Raw genomic sequence first — 25,561 nt, 5'->3', positions numbered from 1 at the left:
GTATCCGGCAATCGTTGTCATTGCGAGATACCAGACCCCTTCGGGTTATAGGGTCAAGCAATGAAGCGCACACGGTGGATGCCTAGGCAGCCAGAGGCGATGAAAGACGTGGTAGCCTGCGATAAGGTTCGGTGAGGTGGCAAACGACCTGTGACCCGGACATCTCTGAATGGGGAAACCCACTCAGCATCAGCTGAGTATCCTACGCTGAATACATAGGTGTAGGAGGCGAACCAGGGGAACTGAAACATCTAAGTACCCTGAGGAAAAGAAATCAACCGAGATTCCCCTAGTAGCGGCGAGCGAACGGGGACCAGCCCTTAAGCATGTGACTGATTAGGCGAATACGCTGGGAAGCGTGGCCATAGTGGGTGATAGCCCCGTAGCCGAAAATCTGATCATGTGAAATCGAGTAGGTCGGGGCACGAGAAACCTTGACTGAAGACGGGGGGACCATCCTCCAAGGCTAAATACTCCTGGCTGACCGATAGTGAACCAGTACCGTGAGGGAAAGGCGAAAAGAACCCCGGAGAGGGGAGTGAAATAGATCCTGAAACCGTGTGCGTACAAGCAGTAGGAGCGGACTCGTTCCGTGACTGCGTACCTTTTGTATAATGGGTCAGCGACTTATATTCAGTGGCGAGGTTAACCGTATAGGGGAGCCGTAGGGAAACCGAGTCTTAACTGGGCGACACAGTCGCTGGATATAGACCCGAAACCGAGCGATCTATCCATGAGCAGGGTGAAGATTGAGTAACATCAATTGGAGGCCCGAACCAGGATCTGTTGAAAAAGATTTGGATGACTTGTGGATCGGAGTGAAAGGCTAATCAAGCTCGGAGATAGCTGGTTCTCCTCGAAAGCTATTTAGGTAGCGCCTCACGTATCACCGCCGGGGGTAGAGCACTGTTTCGGCTAGGGGGTCATCCCGACTTACCAACCCGAGGCAAACTCCGAATACCGGTGAGTGCGAGCGTGGGAGACACACGGCGGGTGCTAACGTCCGTCGTGAAAAGGGAAACAACCCAGACCGTCAGCTAAGGTCCCCAAATCCTGGTTAAGTGGGAAACGATGTGGGAAGGCTCAGACAGCTAGGAGGTTGGCTTAGAAGCAGCCATCCTTTAAAGAAAGCGTAATAGCTCACTAGTCGAGTCGGCCTGCGCGGAAGATGTAACGGGGCTAAACCAGGTACCGAAGCTACGGGTTCATCCTCTGGATGAGCGGTAGAGGAGCGTCGTGTAAGCCAATGAAGGTGTGTTGAGAAGCATGCTGGAGGTATCACGAGTGCGAATGCTGACATGAGTAACGATAAAGGGAGTGAAAAACTCCCTCGCCGGAAGACCAAGGGTTTCTGTTCGACGCTAATCGGAGCAGAGTGAGTCGGCCCCTAAGGCGAGGCCGAAAGGCGTAGTCGATGGGAAACGGGTCAATATTCCCGTACCGGACATGATTGCGATGGGGGGACGGAGAAGGCTAGGTGAGCCAGGCGTTGGTTGTCCTGGTGAAAGTGAGTAGGCTGGTGTCTTAGGTAAATCCGGGACGCTAAGGCCGAGACACGAAACGAACGGACCACGGTCCGGAAGTCATTGATGCCACGCTTCCAGGAAAAGCCTCTAAGCTTCAGATCATGTGCGACCGTACCCCAAACCGACACAGGTGGTCAGGGTGAGAATCCCAAGGCGCTTGAGAGAACTCGGGTGAAGGAACTAGGCAAAATGGTGCCGTAACTTCGGGAGAAGGCACGCCGGCGTAGGGTAATGGGACTTGCTCCCCGAGCCCGAACCGGTCGAAGATACCAGGTGGCTGCAACTGTTTAGTAAAAACACAGCACTCTGCTAACGCGCAAGCGGACGTATAGGGTGTGACGCCTGCCCGGTGCCGGAAGGTTAAGTGATGGTGTTAGGCCTCGGCCGAAGCTCTTGATCGAAGCCCCGGTAAACGGCGGCCGTAACTATAACGGTCCTAAGGTAGCGAAATTCCTTGTCGGGTAAGTTCCGACCTGCACGAATGGCGTAATGATGGCCACGCTGTCTCCACCCGAGACTCAGTGAAATTGAAATCGCCGTGAAGATGCGGTGTACCCGCGGCTAGACGGAAAGACCCCGTGAACCTTTACTATAGCTTCACACTGGACGCTGATGTTGCCTGTGTAGGATAGCTGGGAGGCTTTGAAACCCGGACGCCAGTTCGGGTGGAGCCAACCTTGAAATACCAGCCTGGCATCATTGGCGTTCTCACTCAGGTCCGTTATCCGGATCGAGGACAGTGTGTGGTGGGTAGTTTGACTGGGGCGGTCTCCTCCCAAAGCGTAACGGAGGAGCACGAAGGTACCCTCAGCACGGTCGGACATCGTGCAATGAGTGCAAGAGCATAAGGGTGCTTGACTGCGAGACAGACACGTCGAGCAGGTGCGAAAGCAGGTTCTAGTGATCCGGTGGTTCTGTATGGAAGGGCCATCGCTCAACGGATAAAAGGTACTCCGGGGATAACAGGCTGATACCGCCCAAGAGTTCACATCGACGGCGGTGTTTGGCACCTCGATGTCGGCTCATCACATCCTGGGGCTGAAGTCGGTCCCAAGGGTATGGCTGTTCGCCATTTAAAGTGGTACGCGAGCTGGGTTTAGAACGTCGTGAGACAGTTCGGTCCCTATCTGCCGTGGGCGTTGGATGTTTGAGAAGAGCTGCTCCTAGTACGAGAGGACCGGAGTGGACGACCCTCTGGTGTTCCGGTTGTCACGCCAGTGGCATTGCCGGGTAGCTATGGTCGGACGGGATAACCGCTGAAAGCATCTAAGCGGGAAGCCCCCTTCAAGATGAGACATCCCTGAGACCTAGAGTCTCCTAAAGGGCCCAGCGAGACCAGCTGGTTGATAGGCACGGTGTGGAAGCGCTGCAAGGCGTTGAGCTAACGTGTACTAATGGCCCGTGAGGCTTGACCCTATAACACCCAAGGGGTCTGGTCGCGATGATAACGATCGAGTGGATTGCCACTCAGAGAACCGGATACGCATCCGCCAGCCAAGGCGCTGACGGACAAGAGACGATCACACAATACTCAGCATGATATGCATTACCTGTTACGCCTGACGACCATAGCACGCGTGAACCACCTGATCCCTTGCCGAACTCAGAAGTGAAACCGCTTAGCGCCGATGGTAGTGTGGGGTCTCCCCATGCGAGAGTAGGTCATCGTCAGGCACTTATATCACAAAGAACCCAGCCAAACGGCTGGGTTTTTTGTTGCGCGCTCGAAAACGCACCATGACCAGCCCCGGGCACCCTGTGCTCGGGGCTTTTGGGTTGTGTGAATGCCGCGTCAAACAGAAAATGTGCACCGCTCAATAAAAACCCAGCCACTTGGCTGGGTTTTTGCGTTCAAGCACTCAGTGCTCCAGTAGTATGGTGAGCTATTAACCGCAAAGAGCTTCAAGCGCTTCGATAAAGCTATCCATCTCGTCATCGGTGCCGATAGAGATGCGCAGGAAGTTGTTGAGTAGCTCGGTATTGAAGTGGCGTACCAAAATACCTCGCTCACGAAGCCCTGCAAACAGCTGCGCTCCGGCAACATCGGGGTGTTGGGCCAGCAGGAAGTTAGCCTTAGAGGGGAGTACTTCGAACCCAAGGGCTTCCAAGCGCTGACGTGTGCGCTCCCGGGTGGTGATTACGTTGTTTCGGCAGGCGTCGAAGTGTTGGGTATCCTTTAGTGCTTCGATACCTACGATGCTGGCCAGACTGTCGACCGGGTAGGAGTTGAACGAGTCCTTCACTCGCTGTAAGCCCTCGATCAGCTCTGGCGAGCCAATTGCGTAGCCCAGGCGAAGCCCGGCCAAGCTGCGTGACTTTGAAAACGTACCGGTGACCAGCAGGTTGGGATAACGCTCGACCAGTGCCACCGCGCTCTCTGCGCCAAAATCGACGTAAGCTTCGTCGACCAGCACCACGCGATCCGTCACGCGTTTCAGCAGCGCTTCGATATTGGCGAGGGGGTGGGCGTGCCCGGTCGGTGCATTAGGGTTAGCAAAAATCACTCCGGCACGCTCGGAGGCGCTTGCCAAAGCTTCTAAGTCGACTTCCCACTGGTCGTTGAGGGCGTGCTTACGCAACGCCACGCCGTACAGATTGGCATAAACCGGGTAGAAGCTGTAAGTGATCGACGGCACATCCAGCGGAGCGCCTTGGCAGAAAAAAGCCTGAAAAGCGAAGGCCAACACCTCGTCGGAGCCATTCCCGACGAAGGTTTCCGCTACGCTGACGCCATACGTCTCTGCCAACGTTTCTCGCAACGCCAGCGAGGTGGGATCAGGGTAAAGGCGCAGATGATCGGTGGCATAATGGCGCAGCGCATCACTTACCCCGGGAGCGGGCGGGTAAGGGTTTTCGTTGGTGTTGAGTTTGATAACGCGTTCGCGGGGCTGTTCACCCGGCACGTAAGGCGTCAGTTCCCTAACGGCAGGGCTCCAATATTGGCTCATGAGCGTAACCTGATTATCCTAACGGTAATCGCACCATGGTCGCCTGATGGCCGCAAGAGCGCAAGCATTCCCATGAGCTAGACGATAACTGTTTGCGTAGGGGTGGGCGTCGCACCTTGTAGCGGTTATGCTGTCATAAGCGCGCGAAAGAAATGTATGTCCAACACGATAAGGAGACACCCAATGCAATTCAGGAGTTTGCTAGCCGGTTCGGCTATGTTGGCACTGTTGGCGGGCTGTGCAGCTGGACCAACGGATCAGCGCGAAGATGCAGGTATGACCGCATCACAGGCTAACTATCAAGGCACACTGCCTTGCCGTAACTGTGACGGCATTGACCTGGATGTCACGTTGGTAGGCGAAGAGATGAGTGCTCCAGAAGAGCGTACGTTCACCCTGGATGCCACCTACCGTAATCACCCCCAGACACCGCCGGACGAGAACTATGCCGGTAACTGGGAAGTGTTGACCGGTACGCCCTCTGACCCCGATGCGACGGTCTACGAGCTGACGCCGAACGGCGACGGCCAAATCTACTACTTCCAGCGTATCGATGAGCGTACCTTGGAGCTGATCGACCCTGAGCGCCGCCGTTTCGAAAATGGCGAGATGCTGCAGCTACAGCGTCAGTAAGACCTTACGCGACGCTCGAAGGCGGCCACTGGCCGCCTTTTGCATTTCTGAGCACTCTTCTAGCCTTTAGTACGTGACGCAAGAGAAGGAGCAAACAGGCAGTGGCAAAAGCGAAAAGTGCCTTTGTCTGCACCGAATGCGGTGCAGAGTACCGTAAATGGCAGGGCCAGTGTACGAGCTGCCAAGAGTGGAATACGCTGACGGAGGTCAAGCTGACAAGCGCCCGGCCGGGTAGCGGCACCTCGACGGCAGGAAGAGCCGGTTACGCAGGCGACCTTTCCCGAGACGTGGTGGATCTTAGCAATGTCGATTTAAGCGAAGTTCCCAGGCTGACCTCCACCTTTGCTGAGTTCGACCGAGTACTAGGCGGTGGTTTGGTGCCTGGGTCTGCGGTACTTCTGGGCGGCAACCCAGGGGCTGGTAAGTCGACACTGCTGCTGCAAACCGCCTGTAAGCTTGCCCAGCAGCGGCGTATTCTCTACGTCACGGGGGAGGAATCGCTTTCCCAGGTGGCCATGCGGGCCCACCGCCTGCAGCTACCCACCAACGGCCTGAAGATGCTAGCGGAAACCAGCGTAGAGACGATCCTCGCGGTGGCCGAGCGGGAGAAACCGGAAATACTGGTGATTGATTCCATCCAAACCATGCATTTGGAGGATATCAGCTCTGCCCCTGGTGGCGTTGCCCAGGTACGCGAATCTGCCGCCGCGCTCACCCGCTTTGCCAAGCAGACCAATACCGTGCTGCTACTGGTGGGCCACGTCACCAAAGACGGCACGTTGGCGGGCCCCAAAGTATTAGAGCATATGATTGATGCTTCTCTGCTGCTGGAAGGCGGCGCCGACTCCCGCTTTCGCACCCTGCGCGGCCAGAAAAACCGCTTCGGCGCGGTTAACGAACTGGGCGTGTTCGCCATGCTGGAGCAGGGGCTGAAAGAGGTAAAAAACCCCAGCGCGATCTTCCTTTCGCGCCAAGAGGAGCAAGCGCCGGGCAGCCTCGTCATGGTGGTGTGGGAGGGTACGCGCCCCATTCTCGTAGAGGTCCAGGCGCTGGTGGATGAATCAGCGCTGGGCAACCCGCGCCGCGTGGCCGTGGGGGTCGATCAGAACCGCTTAGCGATGCTGCTTGCCGTCTTGAACCGTCACGGTGGGCTGTTTACCGGTGACCAGGATGTGTTCCTCAATGTCGTGGGCGGTGTCAAAGTGCTGGAGACCAGTGCTGATCTTGCCGTGCTCTTGGCGGTCGTGTCGAGTCTGCAAAACCGCGCTTTACCGAAAGAGCTCGTGGTGTTTGGGGAAGTGGGTTTATCCGGCGAGATTCGCCCGGTACCCAGCGGCCAAGAGCGGATTGCGGAAGCGGCCAAACACGGTTTTCTTCGCGCCATCGTACCGCGTGCCAACGCTCCCAAGCAGGCACCCAAAGGCATGGAAGTGATACCCGTGGACAAATTGAGCGATGCGCTAGAAGCGCTGTAACTTCGGCTATGCTTATCTAAAAAGGAGAGGGATGATGAGTTCGATTCGATTGACCCAATATAGCCACGGAGCGGGCTGCGGCTGCAAGATCGCCCCGGATATTCTCGATGGCATTCTCGCCAAAGCCGGACCGGCAGCCGGGCACCAGCGGCTGATCGTGGGCAATCAAGGCCGTGAAGATGCCGCCGTCTATGACTTGGGCGATGGTCGCGGCATGATTGCGACCACCGACTTCTTCATGCCCATCGTCGACGACCCCTTTGATTTTGGCCGCATCGCCGCGACCAATGCCATTAGCGATGTGTACGCCATGGGAGGCACGCCGGTCATGGCGCTCGGCATTTTGGGCTGGCCGCTGGATAAACTTGGCCCAGAAATCGCCGGTGATGTGGTAGCGGGTGCCCAAGCCGTCTGCCGCGAGCTGGGTATTGCCTTGGCCGGCGGTCACTCCATCGATGCCCCAGAGCCGATGTTTGGCTTAGCCGTGAACGGGTTAGTGGATCTCGGGCATTTGAAGCTCAACAGCCAAGCCAAGCCCGGCGATCTGCTGTTTCTCACCAAGCCGCTTGGTGTCGGGATGCTCACTACGGCCGAAAAGCGCGGCTTGCTGGACGCCGGGCACCATGGTCTCGCCCGGGAAACCATGCTCAAACCCAACGCCATCGGGGTTGCACTCGCGAAAGTGAAGGGCGTCAACGCCATGACGGATGTTACCGGCTTTGGTTTGGCCGGGCATCTCACCGAAATGTGCAGCGCCAGCGGCGTGATGGCCGAGATTGACTTCCGCCGTTTGCCAAGGCTCGCCGAAGCGGAGGGTTATCGTCGCCAAGGGGCCGTGCCCGGCGGCACCGTACGCAATCGCGACGCCCTGGGTAGCGCGTTGCCCGTCATGGATGAAGCCCACTGGCAGTGGCTGTGCGACCCGCAAACGTCGGGCGGCCTGTTGATCAGTGTCGACCCTGCCTGGGAAGATGACGTGGAACGCATTGGCCGTGAACATGGGCTGACGCTGGAGCCGTTCGGCACCCTGAAAGCGCCCCAGGGTGACGCTAAAATCGAGGTGGTTGGATGACCTTGCCGACCACGCCGGCTTCTCTTGAGATCATTGCGGCCAACACGCCGCTGATCGATGTCCGCGCCCCGGTCGAGTTTGCCCAAGGCAGTTTACCAGGAGCGGTCAATTTGCCGTTGATGGTGGATGAAGAGCGTCATCAGGTCGGCATTGCCTACAAGCAGCAGGGCCAGCAGGCGGCCATCGCGTTAGGTGAACGGTTGGTCAGCGGGGACGTGAAGCAAGCCCGTGTCTCGGCTTGGCAGAGCTACTTGGCTCAGCACCCAAATGCGATTATTTACTGCTTTCGTGGCGGTCTGCGCTCGCAAATCGCTCAGCGGTGGCTGGCCGACGCTGGGCTGCACCGCCCGCGTATCGAAGGGGGGTGGAAGGCGTTGCGCCAACGGCTCTGCCAGCGCATCGATGATGCCGCCCACCAACCCATACTCGTGATCGCTGGGCTTACCGGCTGCGCTAAGACGACGCTGATTAACCAACTGCCCAACGGCATTGATTTGGAAGCCTGCGCGAATCATAAAGGCTCCGCGTTTGGGCGGCAGCCTGACGAGCCCACGACGCAAATCGACTTCGAGCACGCGCTGGCCCAGCGCTTGATTGGGCAGCCGGGTAAGCTTGTGTTGGAAGATGAGTCCCGACAGATTGGCAATGCCAATCTCCCACTCGATTTTTGGCACGCCCTGCAGCGGGCCCCGCGTATTCGCATCGAAATGCCGCTCGATTGGCGGCTAGACCAACTGCGTCGCGACTATATCGAAGCGCTGGAGCAAGGTTATACCGCGCGTTTTGGCCCAGAAGAGGGATGGCAGCGTATGCAGCGTCAGTTGGCAAGCGCGTTAGAGCGGCTGGCCAAGCGCCTGGGCAATGCCCGGCTACAGCGTTTGCAGCGTATGCAGGCCATGGCTTTCCGTGCCCATGCCGCCGGGGATATCCAAGCCCATGAGGCGTGGCTCGCCCCGCTGCTGACCGAGTATTATGACCCGCTTTACCGCTACCATCTAGAGAAGCAGCAGGGCAGTCGACCAGCGGAACTGCACGTTGGCGATTGGGAAAGCTGTCTTGCTGCCGCTAAACAGTGGAGTGCTTAGCGGCCGCCGAAGGTGGGGATTAAGCGCGTTTGAGCCACTGGGTCATGACGCGATCCAACAGCGGTGCCAAGCGCTGAAAACGCGTGGGATCTTCTAGAATCTGCTCATCGGTTTGCACAAAGCGCCCCGTGGCGGGGCTTTTGGCTGTGGGCCGACCGGAGGCGTTGAGCAGCAGCGCGAGACTCGCTTGAGTCGTCTCGATGTGGCATAGCAGGCCCACCACGCGGCCTGCGTCCCAGCTAAACCCTTGCAGCGGGGACGCGGCACTGCCGCCTAATGGTAGCGCGCCGTCGGGTAGGCTAAATACCAGGCGGTGCCACATAAAGGCCTCAAACTGCTCGGGCAGGTCGAAGGTGCTTTCCGGGGCTAGAGTGACGGTATGCCAGCCGGTTTCGGGGTAGGTGCCAGGGGCGACGACCGCCTCAAGCGCTTCCGCGATCCATAACGCTCCGAGGCCAATGCCCAGAATAGGTTTTTGACCGTCCAAGTAGCGATTGATTAGTTTGCGCTCCGCTTTATGCCAAGCGGGAGGGGCACTAAACAGGGCATCCGAGCCATCTAGCACGATGAGCGCATCGCTCTCCCCTGGGCGGGGCGTGAGTTCCCCCGCGTAAAGATGAAAAACGGTGTAACTATGGCCCATACTCTCAAGCCAGTCGGTCAGACGGGCGGGGCCATGGTCAGGGCCGTGCTGTAGCAGATGAATATGCATGGTAATCTCCTCGCCGGCCGAGCACATCAAGCGTTGCGGGGGTCGCCCGCCGCGTGGGTGCGACGATAACGCATCGTGTTCGATTCACCAACTCAGTTTCGCCAACTCAGTTTCATCCACTTACTTTCACCAACAGAGTGACTCAGGACATCAGCATGGTGGCTAAACCCCAAGGATTCTATCAGCGGCTGCAACTGCTGCCGCTGCCCGCCCAACAAGCATTCATGGCAGCGCTGTGTGAGCGTCTACTGCCGAATTACGCCCTGTACGAGCAAACCAGTGGCCATGGCGATGGGCATACCCTGCGCACCGTGCTGAACCTGGTATGGGAGCGCCTTAGCGTACCCAACGCCAGCATCGATTTTGCCCGCCAAGCGGAAAAGCTGGCCGAATGCGAACCGCCAGAGGGTGATGAGAGTTTCGGCGCACGTCGGGCGCTGGATGCGGTGGTGTCCATCTCTGCGCTACTCGATACGCTGCAAGGCGAATCCCCCGAAGCGGTGCTGGATGTCAGCCGCACCTCGCGGGCTGGCGTGCGGGCGTTCATCGAACTCACCGAAGGGGAAGTGGATGCTCAAGCATTGGCATTGATCATTCGCGACCATCCGCTGATGGAAGACGAAAACGACTTCCAAGACGCGGTGCTGGAAGCGGTCAGCGGTCCGATCAATAAAACGACGCTCAAAGAGATTCGCACGCTTGGGCGCAATAACGGCATCAGCAATTTGGGGCTAACACTGGATGAGGAAGCCGGGGCAGAGTAACCGCCCCAGCCTAAGTGCCGCGCGGCTTATAAACGCATGTCGATGCCGCGCTCGGCCATGTAGCGTTTTGCTTCTGGAATGGTGTACTCGCCAAAGTGGAAGATACTCGCGGCCAATACCGCATCGGCACCGCCTTTGAGCACGCCATCGACCAAGTGATCTAAGTTGCCGACGCCGCCGGAAGCAATCACCGGCACGCTGACCGCTTCAGAAATAGCGTGGGTAACGCCCAAGTCAAAACCAATCTTGGTGCCGTCGCGATCCATGCTGGTGAGTAGCAGCTCGCCTGCGCCAAACTCGACCATTTTCTTGGCCCACTCCACCGCATCCAGACCGGTGGGGCGGCGGCCGCCGTGGGTGAAAATCTCCCAGCGGTCGGGCTCGCCTTCCTTAGACACTTTTTTGGCGTCAATCGCCACCACAATGCACTGGCTGCCAAAACGCTCGGCGGCTTCACGCACGAACTCAGGGTTCGTCACTGCCGCGGTGTTGATCGAGACCTTGTCCGCCCCGGCATTCAGCATGGTGCGGATATCGTCGCAGGTACGGATGCCGCCGCCCACGGTCAAAGGAATGAACACCTCACCCGCAATGCGCTCGACCATATCCACCGTGGTGGCGCGGTCTTCGTGGCTGGCGGTGATATCGAGAAAGGTGATCTCGTCGGCACCCTGCTGGTTGTAGCGCTGAGCGATCTCTACCGGGTCGCCCGCGTCACGTATACCCACGAAGTTGACACCTTTCACCACACGCCCGGCGTCTACGTCCAGGCAGGGGATAATCCGCTTGGCTAGGCTCATGCGTGACCTCCGCTGAGTTGGTCGCTCAAACGCTGGGCTTCAGCCACGTCCAGGCTGCCTTCATAAATGGCACGGCCGGTAATGGCACCCAGAATACCGCTGTCGGCGACGTCGCACAGTGCACGAATGTCGTCCAAATTAGTGACGCCACCAGAAGCGATCACCGGCAGGCCACCTTCACGAGCCAGTTCGGCGGTGGCGTCCACGTTGACCCCCTGCATCATGCCATCGCGGGCAATATCGGTGTACACAATGCTGGAAACACCATCGTTAGCGAAGCGCTTGGCAAGCTCGGTAGCTTTGACGGTGGAGACTTCTGCCCAGCCGTCGGTGGCGACGTAACCATCTTTGGCATCCAGGCCAACAATAATATGGCCGGGGAAGGCGCGGCACATCTCACTCACAAACTCAGGCTCTTTGACCGCTTTGGTGCCGATGATCACGTAGGAAACACCAGCGCTCAAATAGTGTTCAATGGTCTCTGCCGAGCGGATGCCGCCGCCAATTTGGATCGGCAGGTTAGGGTAAGCGCGGGCAATGGCGGTGACCGCCTCACCGTTCACCGGCTTGCCTTCAAAGGCACCGTTCAAATCCACTAGGTGCAAACGGCGCGCGCCGGCTTCTACCCAGCGCGCGGCCATGGCGACCGGGTCGTCGCCGTAGGAGGTCGCATCGTCCATGCGGCCCTGCTTCAAGCGCACACACTGGCCGTCCTTGAGATCAATCGCGGGAATTACCAACATAGTGAAACCTCTCAGGGCGTCCAGGTGACAAAATTTTCCAGCAGGCGCAGGCCCGCACGGGAGCTTTTTTCCGGGTGGAACTGCACGGCAAAGGTGGCGTCGCGGCCAATCGCTACGTGAGCACTCACACTGCCGTACTGGGTGGTGCCAAACACATGGGCGTCGTCGTTGGCATTCACGTAATAGCTGTGCACGAAATAGAAGTGCTCATTATTATCGATGCCTGACCAGAGCGGGTGGTCGTGGTGTTGATTCACTAGGTTCCAACCCATATGCGGTACTTTCAGGCGCTGCTCTTGGGCATCGCGCATATTGGCCGGAAAGCGGTCAACGCTGCCTTGGAAAAAGCCCAAGCAGTCCACGCCGCCATTCTCTTCGCTGCGCTCCATTAGCATCTGCTGGCCCACACAAATGCCCAGTAGCGGTTTAGCTTGGCGGGTCAAAATATCGTCCACCAGCTCGCGCAGTTCAGTACGCTCAAGTTCGCCTACGCAGTCACGAATCGCGCCCTGGCCGGGCAGTACTAGGCGGGTAGCGCCCAGAATACGCCGTGGGTCGCGAGTGATAATCACATTCTCATGGGTGACGTGCTCAAGCGCCTTAGCCACAGAGTGTAGGTTGCCCATTCCATAATCGATTACCGCAATGGTCATGAAGCGCTCCTTAAGGTCGTGGGCGATAGATTCGTAGGCGAGAGGCGTGCCACTGCGCCGCTAATCGCAACGATCGGCATTATAAGCTGCCTTTGGTAGAGGGCATTTGCCCAGCCATGCGCGGGTCTTCCGCCACGGCCATGCGCAGTGCGCGGCCAAAGGCTTTGAAAATGGTTTCGGCCTGATGGTGAGCATTAAAGCCTTTCACGTTGTCGATATGCAGCGTCACGCGAGCGTGATTCACGAAGCCTTGGAAGAACTCCCAGAATAGCTGCGTGTCCATACGGCCGATGGTATCGCGGGTGAACTCGACGTTCATATACAGGCCGGGTCGACCCGAAAAATCGATCACCACGCGAGACAGTGCTTCATCCAGCGGTACGTAGGCATGGCCGTAGCGGTAGATGCCGCGCTTATCGCCAATGGCCTCGTTGAATGCCTGGCCCAGGGTGATGCCCAAGTCTTCGACGGTGTGGTGATCATCGATATGCAGGTCGCCTTTAGCATGAATATCGAGGTCTACCATTCCATGCCGAGCCACCTGATCCAGCATGTGGTCGAGAAACGGAACGCCAGTGTCGCAGTTCAAGCGGCCTTCGCCGTCAAGGTTGACGCTGACCGTAATCTGCGTTTCGTTGGTGTCACGGCTTACCGTGGCAATACGCGCTGACATGTTGCATCTCCTGCGCCGTGGCGCACTCTGAGGAATAATCGGCGGGCGGCAACTGCGGCCAAAACAACCATTATAGAGAATCGGCGCCCCCATCCGCTACAATGCGGGGAATGTCGCCGCCGTTTGCGGCGCAAACATAGCAGCCTAGCTGCGTTGGCAACGAGGATTTCACCATGCCGGTGACACTGCAATATGTCGACCAGGCCCGTTGGGAAGCAGACGAGCAGGTGCGCATCGACCTGGTGCGCATCTATGAAGATGCGCCACAAGAGCGCATGCCCACCCCCACGGTTTTACCTTTTATCGAACAGCATTTGAGCGGGCCGCACTTTTTTGCCTGCGCGCATTTCAATGACCGCCTGTTAGGCGCAGTGGCCGTGCAAGCAGCCGACGACCGGGCGTGGTGGCTCTCCGAGCTATGCGTGCGTAAAACCACTCGCCGTCGCGGTGTGGGGTCACGTCTAATGGCGTTATTGGGTGAACAGGCCAAGCAAGAAGGCCGCGTGCTGCGCATTGCCACGACGACACTGCCACTAGCGGATCGTGTGTTGCTATCGAAACTCGGGTATCGGCCCATGGCCGATGAGTCCTCTGAGCCGGATTTACCGGCGACCAGTGAGTTTGTTGAGCTAGACCCACAAGGGAAAGGGTAAATGAAACAGCTATTACGCATTTTGCTGGCGGCAGTGGGCATTCTCGCCATTGTGGGCGTGGCCGCCGTGGTGTACGTCACCACCTTTTTGGATCCCGAAGATTTCAAGCCACGCTTGACCGCCGTGGTCGAAGAGCAAACCGGCCTGAATCTTGCCCTGGAAGGCCCTATCACGTGGTCGTTCTACCCGCGCATCGGCGTGAGCGTCGAACAGGCCCGTGCCTGGCTGCCCGAGCAGTCCCAAGACGATACCGCGTTTGCCGCCATCAATCGTGCGGAAGTGAGCGTCGCGTTCGCGCCGCTGCTACGCGGCGAAATTGCCGTGGATGGTCTGACACTGGATGGCATGCGCCTGAACCTTGAAAGAAATGCCGACGGGGCTGGCAATTGGCAGCCGCTGTTGGAGCGTCTTTCCGAGCACAACAACGAATCTGCCGAGACCGTTTTGGCTCCGGCCAGTGCAGGCCCGAATGCCGATGCGGGCAGCTTGTCCGTGGTGCTTAGCATTGCCAGTGTCGAAGTCAAAGACGCCGACATTCGCTACCGTGACGAGCAGAATCAAGCGCTCTGGCGGGTACAGCCGCTGAATATTTCCGGCACCAATGTCAACCCGGTACGCTCTTTCCCGCTCAAAGCGATGTTTACGGTGACCAAACACGACCGCTTGGATGCCGAAATGTTGGAGCGCGCGCCGGATCTGTCCAGCGAGGTCAATCTGGAGACACGCCTGCGTCTGGGCCTGGAAGATGAGCAAATCATTTTTGAGAACACCCAGCTCACCACGCACACTCGCCAAGGCGGTGCCAGCGAGCCGCAGCAACTCAGCTTGAAAGCGGCTGAAGTCGTCGCCCGTTTGGCGGATCAACAGCTCAGCGTGACGGAAGGTGTACTGGAAGCCGGGCTGCGCCACCCTGAAAATTGGCAGGGTAGCCTCGCGCTGGCGCTGGCGTTCGGGCTGGAGACCGACTTTGCCGCTCAAACCGCCCAGTTGAAAGATGTGCAGCTCACCGGGCCGGATGGCCTGCGTGTGAGCGGCCATCTGAACGTCGAACAACTGCTCGATGCTCCCCAGTACAGTGGGCAACTCACCGCTGCCCCGTTTACGCTTCGGCCCTGGATGGCACGCACAGGCGTCACACTCAACACGGCTAGCGAAGCGGCACTCAGTGACGTGGCACTCACCAGCCCCGTCGAGGGCAGCCTGGCGCGCATTGCGCTGCCGCGCCTCTCGCTGGTGGTCGATGACAGTACCTTTACCGGGGATATTAGCGCTGCACTGGATGGGACGCAGCTCACCTTCAACCTAGAAGGCGATACGCTGAACCTGGATCACTACCTGCCTGGCCCGGCCACCGCCCAGCAGGCTAGCCGTGGCCTCCTGCGTAAAGCCTTTGCCCAAAGTGACGAAGCGCTGCTGCCGCAAGCTTGGTTGAGCACGCTGACGCTGCAGGGCGATTTGAGCGTCGACCAACTGCTGCTCGCCGGGTTGACCTTTGACGATACCCAGCTTGCGTTGCGCGGCGAGAATGGACGTCACCGCCTCACGGCATTCGAGTCCCGTTTCTATGAAGGAGAACTGAGTGCCACCGGCCAACTGGACGCCACAGGGAGCGTGCTCGAGTGGCAGCTTGCGCCTAACGTAAGCAACGTACAGGTGGCACCGCTGATCGAAACTTTCAGTGAAGAGGAAGCCCCACTGCGCGGTCGCTTCAACTTGGAGGGTGCACTGACGACCCAAGGCAACCGCCGCGACGTGCTGGTCAGCAATCTCAACGGCGAGCTGAACGCCCGCCTAAACGACGGGGCGATTTTGCGCACCAACGTCTCCCGTGAGATGTGTGAACTGGTGGCGCAGCTAGAAGGTCAGCAGGTAGATCGCGAATGGCATCCCGATACTCGCTTCGAGCGTTTCGACGCGACGTTTCAAGTACGCAACGGCGTCGTCGAGAGTGACGACCTGCTGATTACCCTGCCGGGGATCGACGTTCAGGGGGAGGGCGATTTCAACCTCAACAGCCTTAACTTCACCACCCAAGCCAACGCCCGCTTGGTGGATACCGCCGATGCCGCTTGCCAGATCAACCCACGGCTTCAGCAGCTACCACTGCCGGTACGCTGTGAAGGCCATGTAGGCGATGACAAAACCCAGTGGTGCCGTTTCGACCGCACCGCCTTTGAAACATCGGTGGTCGATCTGCTGCGTAACGAAGCCGGGAGCCGTGTAGAAGAAGAGCTAGAAGAGCGGATTGATGAATCCATCGACCGTATTGATGAGCGCTTAGGCGAAGGCGCAGGCCAAGAGCTGCGTGACGGTATTCGTCGCCTGTTTAACTAATCAAAGACTGCTTAACGCCTAACCGCGTTAACACAACACGCACCGCACGCGCCGGCCTCACCGCCGGCGCTGTCGTTCATAGCGAGTGTTTTAAGGAATTACGATGGCCGATATGCCCACGCCGTGCCTACCGGCGCAAGAGTTTCAACAGCGGCTGCTTACCTGGTTCGACAAGCATGGCCGCCACGACCTGCCCTGGCAGTCGCCCCGCAGCGCCTATCGCGTGTGGGTGTCTGAAATCATGCTGCAGCAAACCCAAGTGGCTACAGTGATTCCCTACTTCGAGCGCTTTATGGCCCGCTTCCCCACGCTGGAAGCCCTGGCCACCGCGCCCCAGGATGACGTGCTGCACCACTGGACGGGCCTTGGCTACTACGCTCGTGCTCGCAACCTGCACAAAGCGGCTCAGCTCGCCATGGACGCGTATGGCGGCGCGCTACCCACCGATAGCGTCGAAACGCTGATGGCGCTACCCGGTATTGGCCGCTCCACCGCTGGCGCCATCATCGCCCAAAGCACCGGGCAGCAGGCGGCAATTCTAGATGGCAACGTCAAACGCTCGCTCACCCGCCTGCACGCGGTGGCAGGCTGGCCGGGCAAGCCTGCAGTAGAACGCTCGCTGTGGGCGCTGGCCGACTACTTTACGCCCACCACGCGGCTGGCGGATTACACCCAAGCGGTGATGGATTTCGGCGCGACACTGTGTAAGCGCAGCAAACCCGACTGCCTGATCTGCCCGTTCAATGACGTATGCCGCGCCTACGCCCAAGGCGAGCCGCAGCGCTACCCGGAATCCAAACCCAAAAAAGCCACCCCCACCCGCGACACCATCATGCTGTTGCTGCGCGACCCCCAAGGTCGCGTGTGGCTAGAGCAGCGCCCACCTAGCGGACTGTGGGGCGGTTTATGGAGCCTGCCGCAGTTTGAGCGGCACAGTGAACTCAACGACTGGCTAGAAGACAACACCGAAGCCCCCGAGCGCCACGCTGCGCTGCCCAGCTTCACCCACACCTTCAGCCACTTTAAGCTGATGATTACGCCGCAACCTGTTACCTGCGAACGAATCAGCGGCGTTCGCGAAAGCGGCGTATGGTATGACGTTAATCATCCGCCTGCGTTAGGCTTAGCGGCACCGGTCAAATCGCTGTTAAGCCAGTTGGCACCATTTACCCTAGACCCGACCCCTGGGCCTTAGCCGTTAAGCACACGCTGGCCTTCACAGACACACGCCATAGGAGCACACCATGAGCAACACGGTTTTCTGCCGCAAGTACCAACAAGAGCTACCCGCGCTGCCGTTCCCGCCACTGCCGGGCAAGCAGGGCCAAGAAATTCAGGCCACGGTATCGAAACAAGCCTGGGAAGAGTGGCAGGCACTACAAACCCGCCTAATCAACGAGAAGCATCTCAACATGTTAGAGCCAGAAGCACGCGCGTATCTGATGGACCAGATGCAGCGCTTCCTCGATAACGAAACCACCGACCAAGCCGAAGGATACGTGCCGCCCAGCCAGGCATAAACCTAGAAACGCAGCGCAAAGCCACGAATGGCGTGGCCTTTGCCGCTTTTGGTTCAACACCGGATGTGCCCTAAGCACGTGACTAGAAAGAAAGTTTCACAAAGGTGTTGACGAAAAGAGGAGCTTTTGGTTTAATACGCACCGTTGGCAAGGGCCAGATAGCTCAGTTGGTAGAGCAGGGGATTGAAAATCCCCGTGTCGGCGGTTCGATTCCGTCTCTGGCCACCACAACGTTGGGGTATCGCCAAGTGGTAAGGCACCGGTTTTTGGTATCGGCATTCCCAGGTTCGAATCCTGGTACCCCAGCCATTGCCAACAAGATTTCTTGTTGATTGGCTAGTCTAACGGCAACCCAATCAAGTTCTCAAGAAAATGCGAAGCGCCGACATAGCTCAGTTGGTAGAGCAACTGACTTGTAATCAGTAGGTCCCGGGTTCGACTCCTGGTGTCGGCACCACTTAAGTGGTTGATAAGCAAAGCATTTGAGACAATGATGAAGCCGCCTTTCGAGGCGGCTTTTTCGTATGTGTCCATAAAGTGTCCAACGGTTGGACACTTTTACCCGGTAGCTTTCATCCCTGCATGGCGAGGGGATTGAGCTTGGCCGCTTCCTCCAGGTGATCCGGTGCAAAGTGTGCATAGCGCATGGTCATGGTGATCGACTGATGACCGAGTATTTGCTGCAGCACCAGGATGTTTCCCCCGTTCATCATAAAGTGACTCGTGCACATGTGACGTAGTACGTGGGTTAACTGTCCTTCCGGTAGTTCTATCTTGAGTTTCTTTATGCCTCTATCCCCCTCAGACAGCGAGCAAGGCGTGTGGGGTCTGCACAAAATAAAATATAGGGAGCTATAGAAAGCTATGACAAGCGCGGCTTGTAATAAAGAGTGATTACGAATCCCACTTCACCAGCCACGTCTCAACGGGTAGCGAGCACGCGTCTTAACTCGACTATTACGAAGTTCCAGAGCCGTTTGATGTTGATTTCTGTACGGCACAGCAATGCGTGGGAAGGCGGGAGCATTTGCGGATAGGGAAGCCGCAGGGCGAGACGATACCGCAGGCACGGAAATAATTGTGAGGTTGTTGGTATTCACCGTTTCAGAGTTGCCGCCCGCACAGGGGGAGTCCTGAAAGGTGGTGTGGCCGTTGTCGACGCATTTATAAATTTCAGCGTGGGCCGCCAATGGCATCAGTACCAACAGAGCAATCAGCGCGGGTGTTTTCATCGTCCATGAACCCTAAGAAAATATCGGTAACGGAATGTTATCAAGAATAGTTAGGTGTAGGTATCCCGTTATGACAATAAACGCCTGGAAGTGATTGCGCTTATCAACCTCTATCAAGTTGCCAAGCGATATTCAAAGTAGCGGCGTTCAAGACACTTTCTTGCCTTACTTAATGCCTACTAATAAAGATGCACAGCCTTCAGCACCGCCAGCGGTTCTCCAAGGGCGTTAGTTAACTCAAGGAGGCTGCCGTTAATGTTCCAACGCCTGGTTTGCTTAAGGGCAATTAACATGGCCTGCTCGCTGCGCATTTGTGCAGTAGGGCAAGCCATTTTCGTGGTGGCGATGGGATGGAAGGTGAGCTGCTGGCCGGTGTGTTGGTAGCGTCCGCTGAGCGTGTTGCAGCCGGTGGAACCTGCCAAGCGGGTGCGTTCCACGTGCAGCACTATATGCGCTTCGCGAACGTTATCTGCGGCCACCTCGGGCTCGTCGTTTACGGTCAGTAGCTTCCAGTAGGTATTGATGAGCGATTCATCTGGGGCGGTATGTGCGTACTGGGCTACGTGGCGTTGGCAGCCGCCTAGCCATAGGCAGAGGGTAACGGTAATCGCGAGAGAGATACGCATGGCGGTAGCCTTTTACTCTGGGTGGTGATGTTTTAAAGAAGTGTGTTGGCAATAGATGGAGTTAGTCAATTATTTTATCTTTCGTTATCCAATCACCAATGAAAAGTTATTTGATACATATCTGATTACGCCGTTATAAAGATTAAAGATGCTTCTTTGTGTTTCTGTTGGCTTGATAAGAGAGTGAGGTTGGCTAATCTCAAGTTACTCGAGTGACACACCGAGTACGAGTAAATGAGTTGGTTTTGCCGAATTCATGAAAAGGAGATTTATCATGGCGAATAACCGCAACGATAATGGAATGAGTCGCGAAGAGGCAGGACAAAAGGGTGGTGAAACGACCGCCAAAACCCACGATAAAGAGTTTTATCAAGATATCGGTCAAAAAGGCGGGGAAGCCACTGCTGAAAGCCATGGCAAAGAGTTTTACGAGGATATTGGCCAGAAAGGCGGTGAAAACAGCGGTGGTAACTTTGCCAACGACCCCAAGCGTGCCTCGGAAGCCGGTAAGAAAGGCGGCGAAAACAGTCACAGTGGCGGTGGTAACAACCGCTAACGCGCGCACCCGACACTGTTTTGTCTTTACACGTTCAAGTGTGCCTTGCGTCGTTTAGACGGAAGGCACAAGGAGACAAGGATGAATCGTCCGGTGAACGATAAGAACTTCGATATGGTGAGCACGCTATATCATGCCTCTCAAGGTGTTCAGCTAAGCCAGCAGTTTTCTCAAGATGCGAAAGAGAAGTCGGATCAAGATGCGCAAGCGTTCTTTGATCGCGTCGCTCAGCATTACGAGGACATTGCCGATGAAGCACGGAAGCTGTTAAAGCAAACGCTTTAAATGCGTTGCCAGGGAGTGCGCTCCCTGGCAATTAATGAAGGAGAGTCGCGCTATGTTCCACCACTCTGGAAAGCTACAGTATCCCGTGAAGGTCGATACACCCAACCCTGAATTTGCCATGTTGCTGCAGCAGGCCATTGGCGGCATCGAAGGTGAAATCCGTGTAGCCATGCAGTACTTCTTCCAGGCGATGGGCGCCCGCGGAGATGATCGTATTCGCGATATGCTGATGTCCACCGCCACCGAAGAGCTATCCCACATTGAAATGCTGGGCCACGCAGTGGCGCTTAATCTAGAAGGCGCACCGGTCTCCTACCAAGAGGCCACGGCCAAAGACCCGGTCATGAATGCCATTCTGGGCGGTGCTAACCCGCGCCACCTGCTCTCATCAGGCCTTTCAGCCATGCCGGTAAACTCAAACGGCGTGCCGTTTGATATGAGCCACGTGTACGCCACGGGCAATATTGCCGCCGACATGCTGGCCAACGCCACGGCCGAAGCCGGTGGCCGCGTATTGGCATCGCGCCTGTACAACTGGACCGATGATCACGGTATGAAGGATTTTCTCTCCTTCTTGATTGCTCGCGATACGTACCATCAGCAGCAGTGGTTGGCGGTGATCGAAGAGCTGGGCGGCTTCGAGAAGCAGCTGCCGATTCCCAACGCTACGCCGGAAGATAACGAGGCGATGCAGCACTCTTACTACTACCTCAACACGCTGTTGGATAAAGAGGCGCCGAAAGGCCGCTGGTCGGAAGGCATATCGCTGGATGGTCGCAGCCAGTACAGCGTGCGCAATCAGCCTGCGCCCGAAGGCCAAGAGCCGAGCCTGGGCAGTGCCAAAGAGAAGTCGGGGGCGCAGAAAGAGCAGATCGACCCCAACAAGTAAGAGCGATTTACCCACGCCGTGAATGAACAAGGAGAGCGCACGATGGAAGCCAAGTATTTGGAAGATTGGTTACGCGATGCTCATGCGATGGAAAAGCAGGCGGAAGAGATGTTGAAAGCGCAGGCGAAACGAATCGAGCACTACCCGACGCTGCGCGCCCGCATTGATCAGCATCTTCATGAGACCGAGCATCAGGCTGAAAAGCTGGAGCGGTTGATGAATGAGCTGGGGATCGACACCTCTGCCGTCAAAGACATGGGCGGTAAGCTGACGGCCTTTGGCCAGTCGCTGGGTGGCATGATGGCAGGCGATGAGGTGGTCAAGGGCGGTATTGCGAGCTATGCCTTCGAATGCTTTGAGATTGCCAACTACAAGGCGCTGATTGCGGCGGCCGAGCAGGCCAATCAGCCAGAGGTGGTGCGTGTGTGCCGTGAGATTCTGCAAGAGGAGCAGGCCATGGCGGACTGGTTGGATCAGCATCTGGACGATACTACCCGCACCTTCCTGGCACGCGCGGACGACAACGACGTGCAGGCCAAGAAGTAACCACGAGCGTCGCTATACGGAGCGCGTCACCTAGCCACGCCCTTTTCCCCGGTAGCCCTGACCGGGGTTTTTTGCGCCCATTAAACACCGCCCCTGACGTATCGCAACGTGGGGCGGTGATGGTGCGTGTAGCCCTCGGGCTGGCGGGGATGATTACAGATGATCGCGAGGAATCTTCGACGACCAGTTCTTGGAAAAGACCCGGTAGGCGTTTTCGTAGGCGTCTAGCTGGGCGTGGACCAGAAAGTGACACGCGGTGCAGGTCAGCACCGTGCGGGTATACACTTCAGTGTCCCAACGGCCGCGCTTGAAGTGGCTCTCGGTGAGCGTCTCGCCACGGGCGGAGGTGAAGTCATCGGTCACGGTGCTGTAGTACTCCCGTGCGCTGCGGTGAATCTCGGTGCCCGTATCGTCGATGCGAAAGCATCCTTGGTCGTTGATGACTTCTAGCGTAGAGCGTTTGGTGGCCAAGTCGCGGTGCAACAACCAGTTATGCTGGCTGGGCGCAAGCGTGGTGATGGACAGCGGTTTGGCCGCTTGGGGTGGTTCAAAGGTAACGGTGTTGTCATCATCGGTGGCGGTGCGCACGGGTAGGTGGAGCGTGCAGTCGTCCAGGGTGAGATCGACCTGGGCGGGCGCGGGCGACAGCCACGCCAATGGCCAGTAGGACGTCGAGATCGACAGGCGAAGCTGATGCCCCTTGGGAAAGCGTTGGGCAATGCCGTTCATGGAGATCTGCACTGTGTACTGTTGGCCTGGCACTAGGTCGCTGGGGTACTCATCGCTCTCTCGATGGGTGAGGTTGAGTAGCCCGTAGGTGACACGGGTGGCTTTTCCATCCGGCGCTACGTCAGAAAGGCGCACCGCTAGCATCGCCTGAGGTTGATCGCAGGAAACCGTTAGCGACAGTGTCGCCACGCCGAAGATGTCCAGCGCTTCCTCTAGGGGGGCGCTGCTGAATACCAGCGAGCCGCCATCCTCTTCACGCTGGTCGCCGGGAAGGTCGGGCGTCGCAGCATAAGAGCACCATTTGCCCGCCGACATGCCCACGCTGATGGGCGATTGCAGGCCGAGGGTGGGCGGCGCGGTATGACGGGAGCGTGGCTCGAGGGTCAAGCGGTTGGGCTGAAGGTAGTAGCGCTGCGTTTGAATCCGTGGCGAAGGCCACTGAGCTTCACTCAGCCAGCGCCCTGGCCGGTCGGCGTAGCTGTTATCCGGTGGGACGCTATCCTGCTGCCAGACGCGCAGCATCGGCTCCTCCATGATGCCGTTCTCCTTACCTTTCAGCCAGTAATCCCACCAGCGCAGCGCCTCCTGTAAAAAACCGATGGCCGGGCCGGGAATCCCTTGGTGGGGATATTTATGCCCCCAAGGGCCAATCAGCCCTTTTCGCGGTACCGCCAGATGCTCCATCAAGCGCAACACGGTATTGGTGAACCCATCGGCCCAACCGCCGATGGCATACACGGGGCACTGAATCGCCCCGTAGTGTTCGCCCACCGAGCTAGTGGACCAGTAGGCATCGCGGCGCTGGTGACGCAGCCACTGGTCGATCCATAGTCCACTGTGCTCCATACGGTCGAACCACATCTCCCGCCAGCGCTCCCCTACGATCTCTGGATCGGGAGGAAGCGCATTGAACGCGAACATCACGGTCGCCTCGGACAGGTTGTCTCCCAAAAGGCAGCCGCCCATGTAGTGCATGTTGTCGGCATAGAGGTCGTCGCTCGAGCACAGGCTGATGATCGCCTTGAGGGCAGGAGGCTGTTTGGCCGCCACTTGCAGGCTATTAAAGCCGCCCCAGGAAATCCCCATCATACCGACGTGGCCATCGCACCAGGGCTGCTCGGCCAGCCAAGCGATGGCATCCACGGCATCCTGCTGCTCTTGTTGGGTATACTCGTCGGTGAGCACACCGTCGGAATCGCCGCTGCCGCGCATATCCACCCGCACACACACATAGCCGTGGCCTGCTAGGTAGGGGTGGTTGCTGGCATCACGGCCCCGTGTTACGTCGCGCTTACGATAAGGAATGTACTCCATGATGGCGGGGAACGGCGTGGCGTCAGGGGTGACGGGGAGCCACATCCTGGCCGCTAGCTGTTGTCCATCGCGCATGGGGATGAACAGATTTTCGATCTCACGGATGGGGTAGGGGAAATCGTCAACGATCTCCATGTTGGTCTCCTTACGCATCGATGGGCTCGATGTCGAAGTTGAGAACATCGAGGCAGTACTGGTAGTTCTGCTCGATCTCCTCGTGGGTGTTGCCGGTGATGTAGAGTGTGCCTAGGCGATAGCAGAAACTATCTTGGTGCATCAGGTGGCTGAGCTGCTGGCCAGGTTCGACATCGATCACGACATCGGTATGTGGCAAGCGCGCCTTGAGCGCGGCGATCTCTGCCTGGCTGGGAATGCGTTTGACCACGCCATCGCGGTGGGCAAAGGGGATGAAGCACTTGGCAGCAATGGGCGCGACCCCCTGACGGTTGAGCAGCGATGGCCGCTGACCCAGGGCAATATCCACGGCGATTTCATGATTCGACATGCCATCGACCAAGACGAAAATCTCACTATGAGATTGCGAAATGCGCGTATTGACTTCGATGAGCCAGAGCTTTTCTCGCGCCTCGTCCCACATGAATTCCACGTTGAAACAGCCGTTGTTGTAGCCAATATGGGCCAGGAAGGTTTTGGCGGTTTCCACCATTTTGTGGTGAACGTGCTCAGGCAGGTTGCTGGGATACTCCAGGCGATCAAAGAGGGCAATGGAGTTCTCGGCTTTAGGTTGGGAAATAATGCCGTGAATATTAAATTCGCCATTAAACACCGAGCCTTCCGGGGCGCCTTGCACGCCGCTAATGATCTCTTCGGCGATACACGCATTGCCATCTAAGTGAATAATCTCCTCGGGCACGTCTATATAAGCAAGTGCTTCATTAAAGGCATCGCCAAGTTGATGGATGCCCGCGCGTATTTCCTTAATGGCCTGTTCGAAGTGTAAGGACGACTCAATCTTGAACCCTAAATGAGAAGAGAACGCCTTCACTGGTTTCAGCCAAAATGGATAATCGAGCGTTACCTGGGAGAGTGGGTCCTCCGCAAAAGGGTCGATGCCGCAAAACTTGGGGACCACGTCGGGCACGACCTTTTGCTGCTCTAAACGGCTCCAATACTTATGTTCGCATTTTAAAACGCTGGTGATTGAGGGGGAGGGGAGGTGGTGCTGCTGACAGAGAATCGGCACGATGACGCTCGTGGGAAAGTCCCACTGTGCAATGATCGCATCGACGGTGCCGGGGTAAGCGGTGAGTTGTTCGTTGGCTAGTGACAGCAGATGATTAAAAGAGACGTTATCTGACTCTACGGCAGTGCTGACGTCTAGTAATCCATGTATCTCCAAGTCCTTGCGCTCTCTCAGTGTTTGCATGGCGCGTGTTTGCTTATCTTCTAAAGCAATGACGAAAACGTTGCGTTTCATGTGCGACTCCCTGAATGGTTGAGTGGGCTATCGATCCCTATAACCCCAGACTGGAGCCTATGAAAGACGTTTTTTACTTTCCAGTATTTAGGTGTTTAAAGTGGCGATAATTAATGTATATCACGAGAATACTTGATAAGATTCACCCATGAATGTGTCTCTAGGTTTTTTTGTTCTTTATTTTGTTATGGTCGATAGTTGATATAAGTTTAGCGTCAAGCGGCCGACGAGAATGAGGTGTCGATAGTTTAACAAATGTTAATAATCAATGTTTTGTTGGCTTTTATGGTGGCGTGCTATAGAAACTGTCTTGTTTAGTTATTTGCATTTGTCTATATTTCTGTCGCGTTATCTT

23 protein-coding genes, 3 tRNA genes, 2 rRNA genes and 1 pseudogene are annotated in these 25,561 nt (G+C 57.2%); 18 read left to right on the top strand and 11 right to left on the bottom strand.

From position 1 onward, the window contains the following. The first annotated feature begins 51 nt into the window (after positions 1-51). Both AB6K10_RS01030 and rrf read left to right on the top strand, forming a co-directional pair. Positions 52-2,942, top strand: a 23S ribosomal RNA gene (locus AB6K10_RS01030). Positions 2,943-3,084: 142 nt separating this feature from the next. After that, positions 3,085-3,200, top strand: a 5S ribosomal RNA gene (rrf, locus tag AB6K10_RS01025). A 212-nt stretch (positions 3,201-3,412) separates the two neighbouring features. On the opposite strand, the gene hisC is transcribed toward rrf, so the two are convergent. Continuing rightward, positions 3,413-4,474, bottom strand: coding sequence for a histidinol-phosphate transaminase (gene hisC, locus AB6K10_RS01020; protein WP_339117779.1), 1,062 nt, complete (start codon positions 4,472-4,474; stop codon positions 3,413-3,415). Between the two features lie 183 nt (positions 4,475-4,657). Here hisC and AB6K10_RS01015 point away from each other — a divergent pair, with 183 nt between their 5' ends. The 4 genes from AB6K10_RS01015 to mnmH all read left to right on the top strand — a co-directional run bounded on the left by AB6K10_RS01015 (position 4,658) and on the right by mnmH (position 8,739). Beyond that, entirely contained in the window at positions 4,658-5,107 is a 450-nt protein-coding gene (locus AB6K10_RS01015) for a copper resistance protein NlpE N-terminal domain-containing protein (RefSeq protein WP_044630451.1), read from the top strand. Positions 5,108-5,208: 101 nt separating this feature from the next. Next, positions 5,209-6,582: a DNA repair protein RadA gene (gene radA / locus AB6K10_RS01010; protein WP_339117778.1), complete on the top strand. Its 1,374-nt coding sequence runs from the start codon at positions 5,209-5,211 to the stop codon at positions 6,580-6,582. Positions 6,583-6,616: 34 nt separating this feature from the next. Then, positions 6,617-7,654 carry a selenide, water dikinase SelD gene (gene selD, locus AB6K10_RS01005; protein WP_339119583.1) on the top strand — a complete coding sequence of 346 codons (1,038 nt, stop codon included), beginning with the start codon at positions 6,617-6,619 and terminating at the stop codon, positions 7,652-7,654. Further along, entirely contained in the window at positions 7,651-8,739 is a 1,089-nt protein-coding gene (mnmH, locus tag AB6K10_RS01000; RefSeq protein WP_339117777.1) for a tRNA 2-selenouridine(34) synthase MnmH, read from the top strand. Before selD ends, mnmH begins: the two co-directional genes overlap by 4 nt. A gap of 19 nt (positions 8,740-8,758) precedes the next feature. On the opposite strand, the gene AB6K10_RS00995 is transcribed toward mnmH, so the two are convergent. Next, positions 8,759-9,451 carry a type 1 glutamine amidotransferase gene (locus tag AB6K10_RS00995; RefSeq protein ID WP_339117776.1) on the bottom strand — a complete coding sequence of 231 codons (693 nt, stop codon included), beginning with the start codon at positions 9,449-9,451 and terminating at the stop codon, positions 8,759-8,761. 155 nt (positions 9,452-9,606) lie between these two features. On the opposite strand from AB6K10_RS00995, the gene AB6K10_RS00990 reads away from it, so the two are divergent. Next, on the top strand, positions 9,607-10,215 hold the full coding sequence (locus AB6K10_RS00990) for a YjaG family protein (RefSeq protein WP_253017410.1): 609 nt from the start codon (positions 9,607-9,609) through the stop codon (positions 10,213-10,215). Between the two features lie 26 nt (positions 10,216-10,241). Here the strand turns inward: AB6K10_RS00990 and hisF are convergent, their stop codons facing one another. From hisF to hisB, 4 genes are all read right to left on the bottom strand, one after another. Then, on the bottom strand, positions 10,242-11,015 hold the full coding sequence (hisF, locus tag AB6K10_RS00985; RefSeq protein WP_253017411.1) for an imidazole glycerol phosphate synthase subunit HisF: 774 nt from the start codon (positions 11,013-11,015) through the stop codon (positions 10,242-10,244). Then, a complete protein-coding gene (gene hisA, locus AB6K10_RS00980; protein ID WP_159343226.1) occupies positions 11,012-11,758 on the bottom strand; it encodes a 1-(5-phosphoribosyl)-5-[(5-phosphoribosylamino)methylideneamino]imidazole-4-carboxamide isomerase in 747 nt (248 codons plus the stop codon). Before hisA ends, hisF begins: the two co-directional genes overlap by 4 nt. Before the next feature lie 11 nt (positions 11,759-11,769). After that, positions 11,770-12,411 (bottom strand): imidazole glycerol phosphate synthase subunit HisH, encoded by a 642-nt coding sequence (hisH, locus tag AB6K10_RS00975; RefSeq protein ID WP_339117775.1) that lies wholly within the window; start codon positions 12,409-12,411, stop codon positions 11,770-11,772. 79 nt (positions 12,412-12,490) lie between these two features. Beyond that, entirely contained in the window at positions 12,491-13,084 is a 594-nt protein-coding gene (gene hisB / locus AB6K10_RS00970) for an imidazoleglycerol-phosphate dehydratase HisB (RefSeq protein WP_159343224.1), read from the bottom strand. Positions 13,085-13,257: 173 nt separating this feature from the next. On the opposite strand from hisB, the gene AB6K10_RS00965 reads away from it, so the two are divergent. The 7 genes from AB6K10_RS00965 to AB6K10_RS00935 all read left to right on the top strand — a co-directional run bounded on the left by AB6K10_RS00965 (position 13,258) and on the right by AB6K10_RS00935 (position 18,048). Next, entirely contained in the window at positions 13,258-13,737 is a 480-nt protein-coding gene (locus AB6K10_RS00965) for an acetyl-CoA sensor PanZ family protein (protein WP_159343223.1), read from the top strand. After that, positions 13,738-16,071 (top strand): AsmA family protein, encoded by a 2,334-nt coding sequence (locus tag AB6K10_RS00960; RefSeq protein WP_339117774.1) that lies wholly within the window; start codon positions 13,738-13,740, stop codon positions 16,069-16,071. A gap of 103 nt (positions 16,072-16,174) precedes the next feature. Then, positions 16,175-17,266, top strand: a complete 1,092-nt coding sequence (gene mutY, locus AB6K10_RS00955) for an A/G-specific adenine glycosylase (protein WP_339117773.1) — start codon at positions 16,175-16,177, stop codon at positions 17,264-17,266. A gap of 49 nt (positions 17,267-17,315) precedes the next feature. Then, positions 17,316-17,591 carry an oxidative damage protection protein gene (locus AB6K10_RS00950; RefSeq protein ID WP_159343220.1) on the top strand — a complete coding sequence of 92 codons (276 nt, stop codon included), beginning with the start codon at positions 17,316-17,318 and terminating at the stop codon, positions 17,589-17,591. Positions 17,592-17,743: 152 nt separating this feature from the next. Next, positions 17,744-17,819, top strand: a tRNA-Phe gene (locus AB6K10_RS00945). Between the two features lie 6 nt (positions 17,820-17,825). Next, positions 17,826-17,900 (top strand) — tRNA-Gln (locus AB6K10_RS00940). A gap of 72 nt (positions 17,901-17,972) precedes the next feature. Then, a tRNA-Thr gene (locus tag AB6K10_RS00935) sits at positions 17,973-18,048 on the top strand. A gap of 115 nt (positions 18,049-18,163) precedes the next feature. Here the strand turns inward: AB6K10_RS00935 and AB6K10_RS00930 are convergent. From AB6K10_RS00930 to AB6K10_RS00920, 3 genes and pseudogenes are all read right to left on the bottom strand, one after another. Beyond that, a pseudogene (locus tag AB6K10_RS00930) lies at positions 18,164-18,385 on the bottom strand (tyrosine-type recombinase/integrase); the annotation flags it as partial. A 114-nt stretch (positions 18,386-18,499) separates the two neighbouring features. Next, a complete protein-coding gene (locus AB6K10_RS00925) occupies positions 18,500-18,823 on the bottom strand; it encodes a DUF4124 domain-containing protein (RefSeq protein ID WP_159343219.1) in 324 nt (107 codons plus the stop codon). A gap of 179 nt (positions 18,824-19,002) precedes the next feature. Then, on the bottom strand, positions 19,003-19,449 hold the full coding sequence (locus AB6K10_RS00920) for an META domain-containing protein (RefSeq protein WP_339117772.1): 447 nt from the start codon (positions 19,447-19,449) through the stop codon (positions 19,003-19,005). Positions 19,450-19,723: 274 nt separating this feature from the next. On the opposite strand from AB6K10_RS00920, the gene AB6K10_RS00915 reads away from it, so the two are divergent. The 4 genes from AB6K10_RS00915 (at position 19,724) to AB6K10_RS00900 (ending at position 21,725) form a co-directional block, all read left to right on the top strand. Continuing rightward, positions 19,724-20,005, top strand: a complete 282-nt coding sequence (locus tag AB6K10_RS00915) for a general stress protein (RefSeq protein ID WP_159343217.1) — start codon at positions 19,724-19,726, stop codon at positions 20,003-20,005. A gap of 81 nt (positions 20,006-20,086) precedes the next feature. After that, positions 20,087-20,290 (top strand): hypothetical protein, encoded by a 204-nt coding sequence (locus tag AB6K10_RS00910; RefSeq protein WP_159343216.1) that lies wholly within the window; start codon positions 20,087-20,089, stop codon positions 20,288-20,290. Positions 20,291-20,342: 52 nt separating this feature from the next. Next, complete coding sequence (locus AB6K10_RS00905) at positions 20,343-21,179, top strand: manganese catalase family protein (RefSeq protein ID WP_159343215.1); 837 nt, start codon at positions 20,343-20,345, stop codon at positions 21,177-21,179. A gap of 42 nt (positions 21,180-21,221) precedes the next feature. Beyond that, positions 21,222-21,725 carry a ferritin-like domain-containing protein gene (locus AB6K10_RS00900; protein WP_159343214.1) on the top strand — a complete coding sequence of 168 codons (504 nt, stop codon included), beginning with the start codon at positions 21,222-21,224 and terminating at the stop codon, positions 21,723-21,725. A 153-nt stretch (positions 21,726-21,878) separates the two neighbouring features. On the opposite strand, the gene AB6K10_RS00895 is transcribed toward AB6K10_RS00900, so the two are convergent. Continuing rightward, complete coding sequence (locus AB6K10_RS00895) at positions 21,879-23,903, bottom strand: CocE/NonD family hydrolase (RefSeq protein WP_339117771.1); 2,025 nt, start codon at positions 23,901-23,903, stop codon at positions 21,879-21,881. Positions 23,904-23,913: 10 nt separating this feature from the next. After that, positions 23,914-25,206: an ATP-grasp domain-containing protein gene (locus AB6K10_RS00890; protein ID WP_339117770.1), complete on the bottom strand. Its 1,293-nt coding sequence runs from the start codon at positions 25,204-25,206 to the stop codon at positions 23,914-23,916. Positions 25,207-25,561 lie beyond the last annotated feature (355 nt).

Origin of the sequence: Halomonas sp. BMC6 (genome assembly GCF_964204995.1) — a bacterium.
Taxonomy (GTDB): Bacteria; Pseudomonadota; Gammaproteobacteria; order Pseudomonadales; family Halomonadaceae; genus Vreelandella.
The sequence above is the reverse complement of the archived record's forward strand: the minus strand, read 5'-3'. Positions and strand labels throughout refer to the sequence as shown.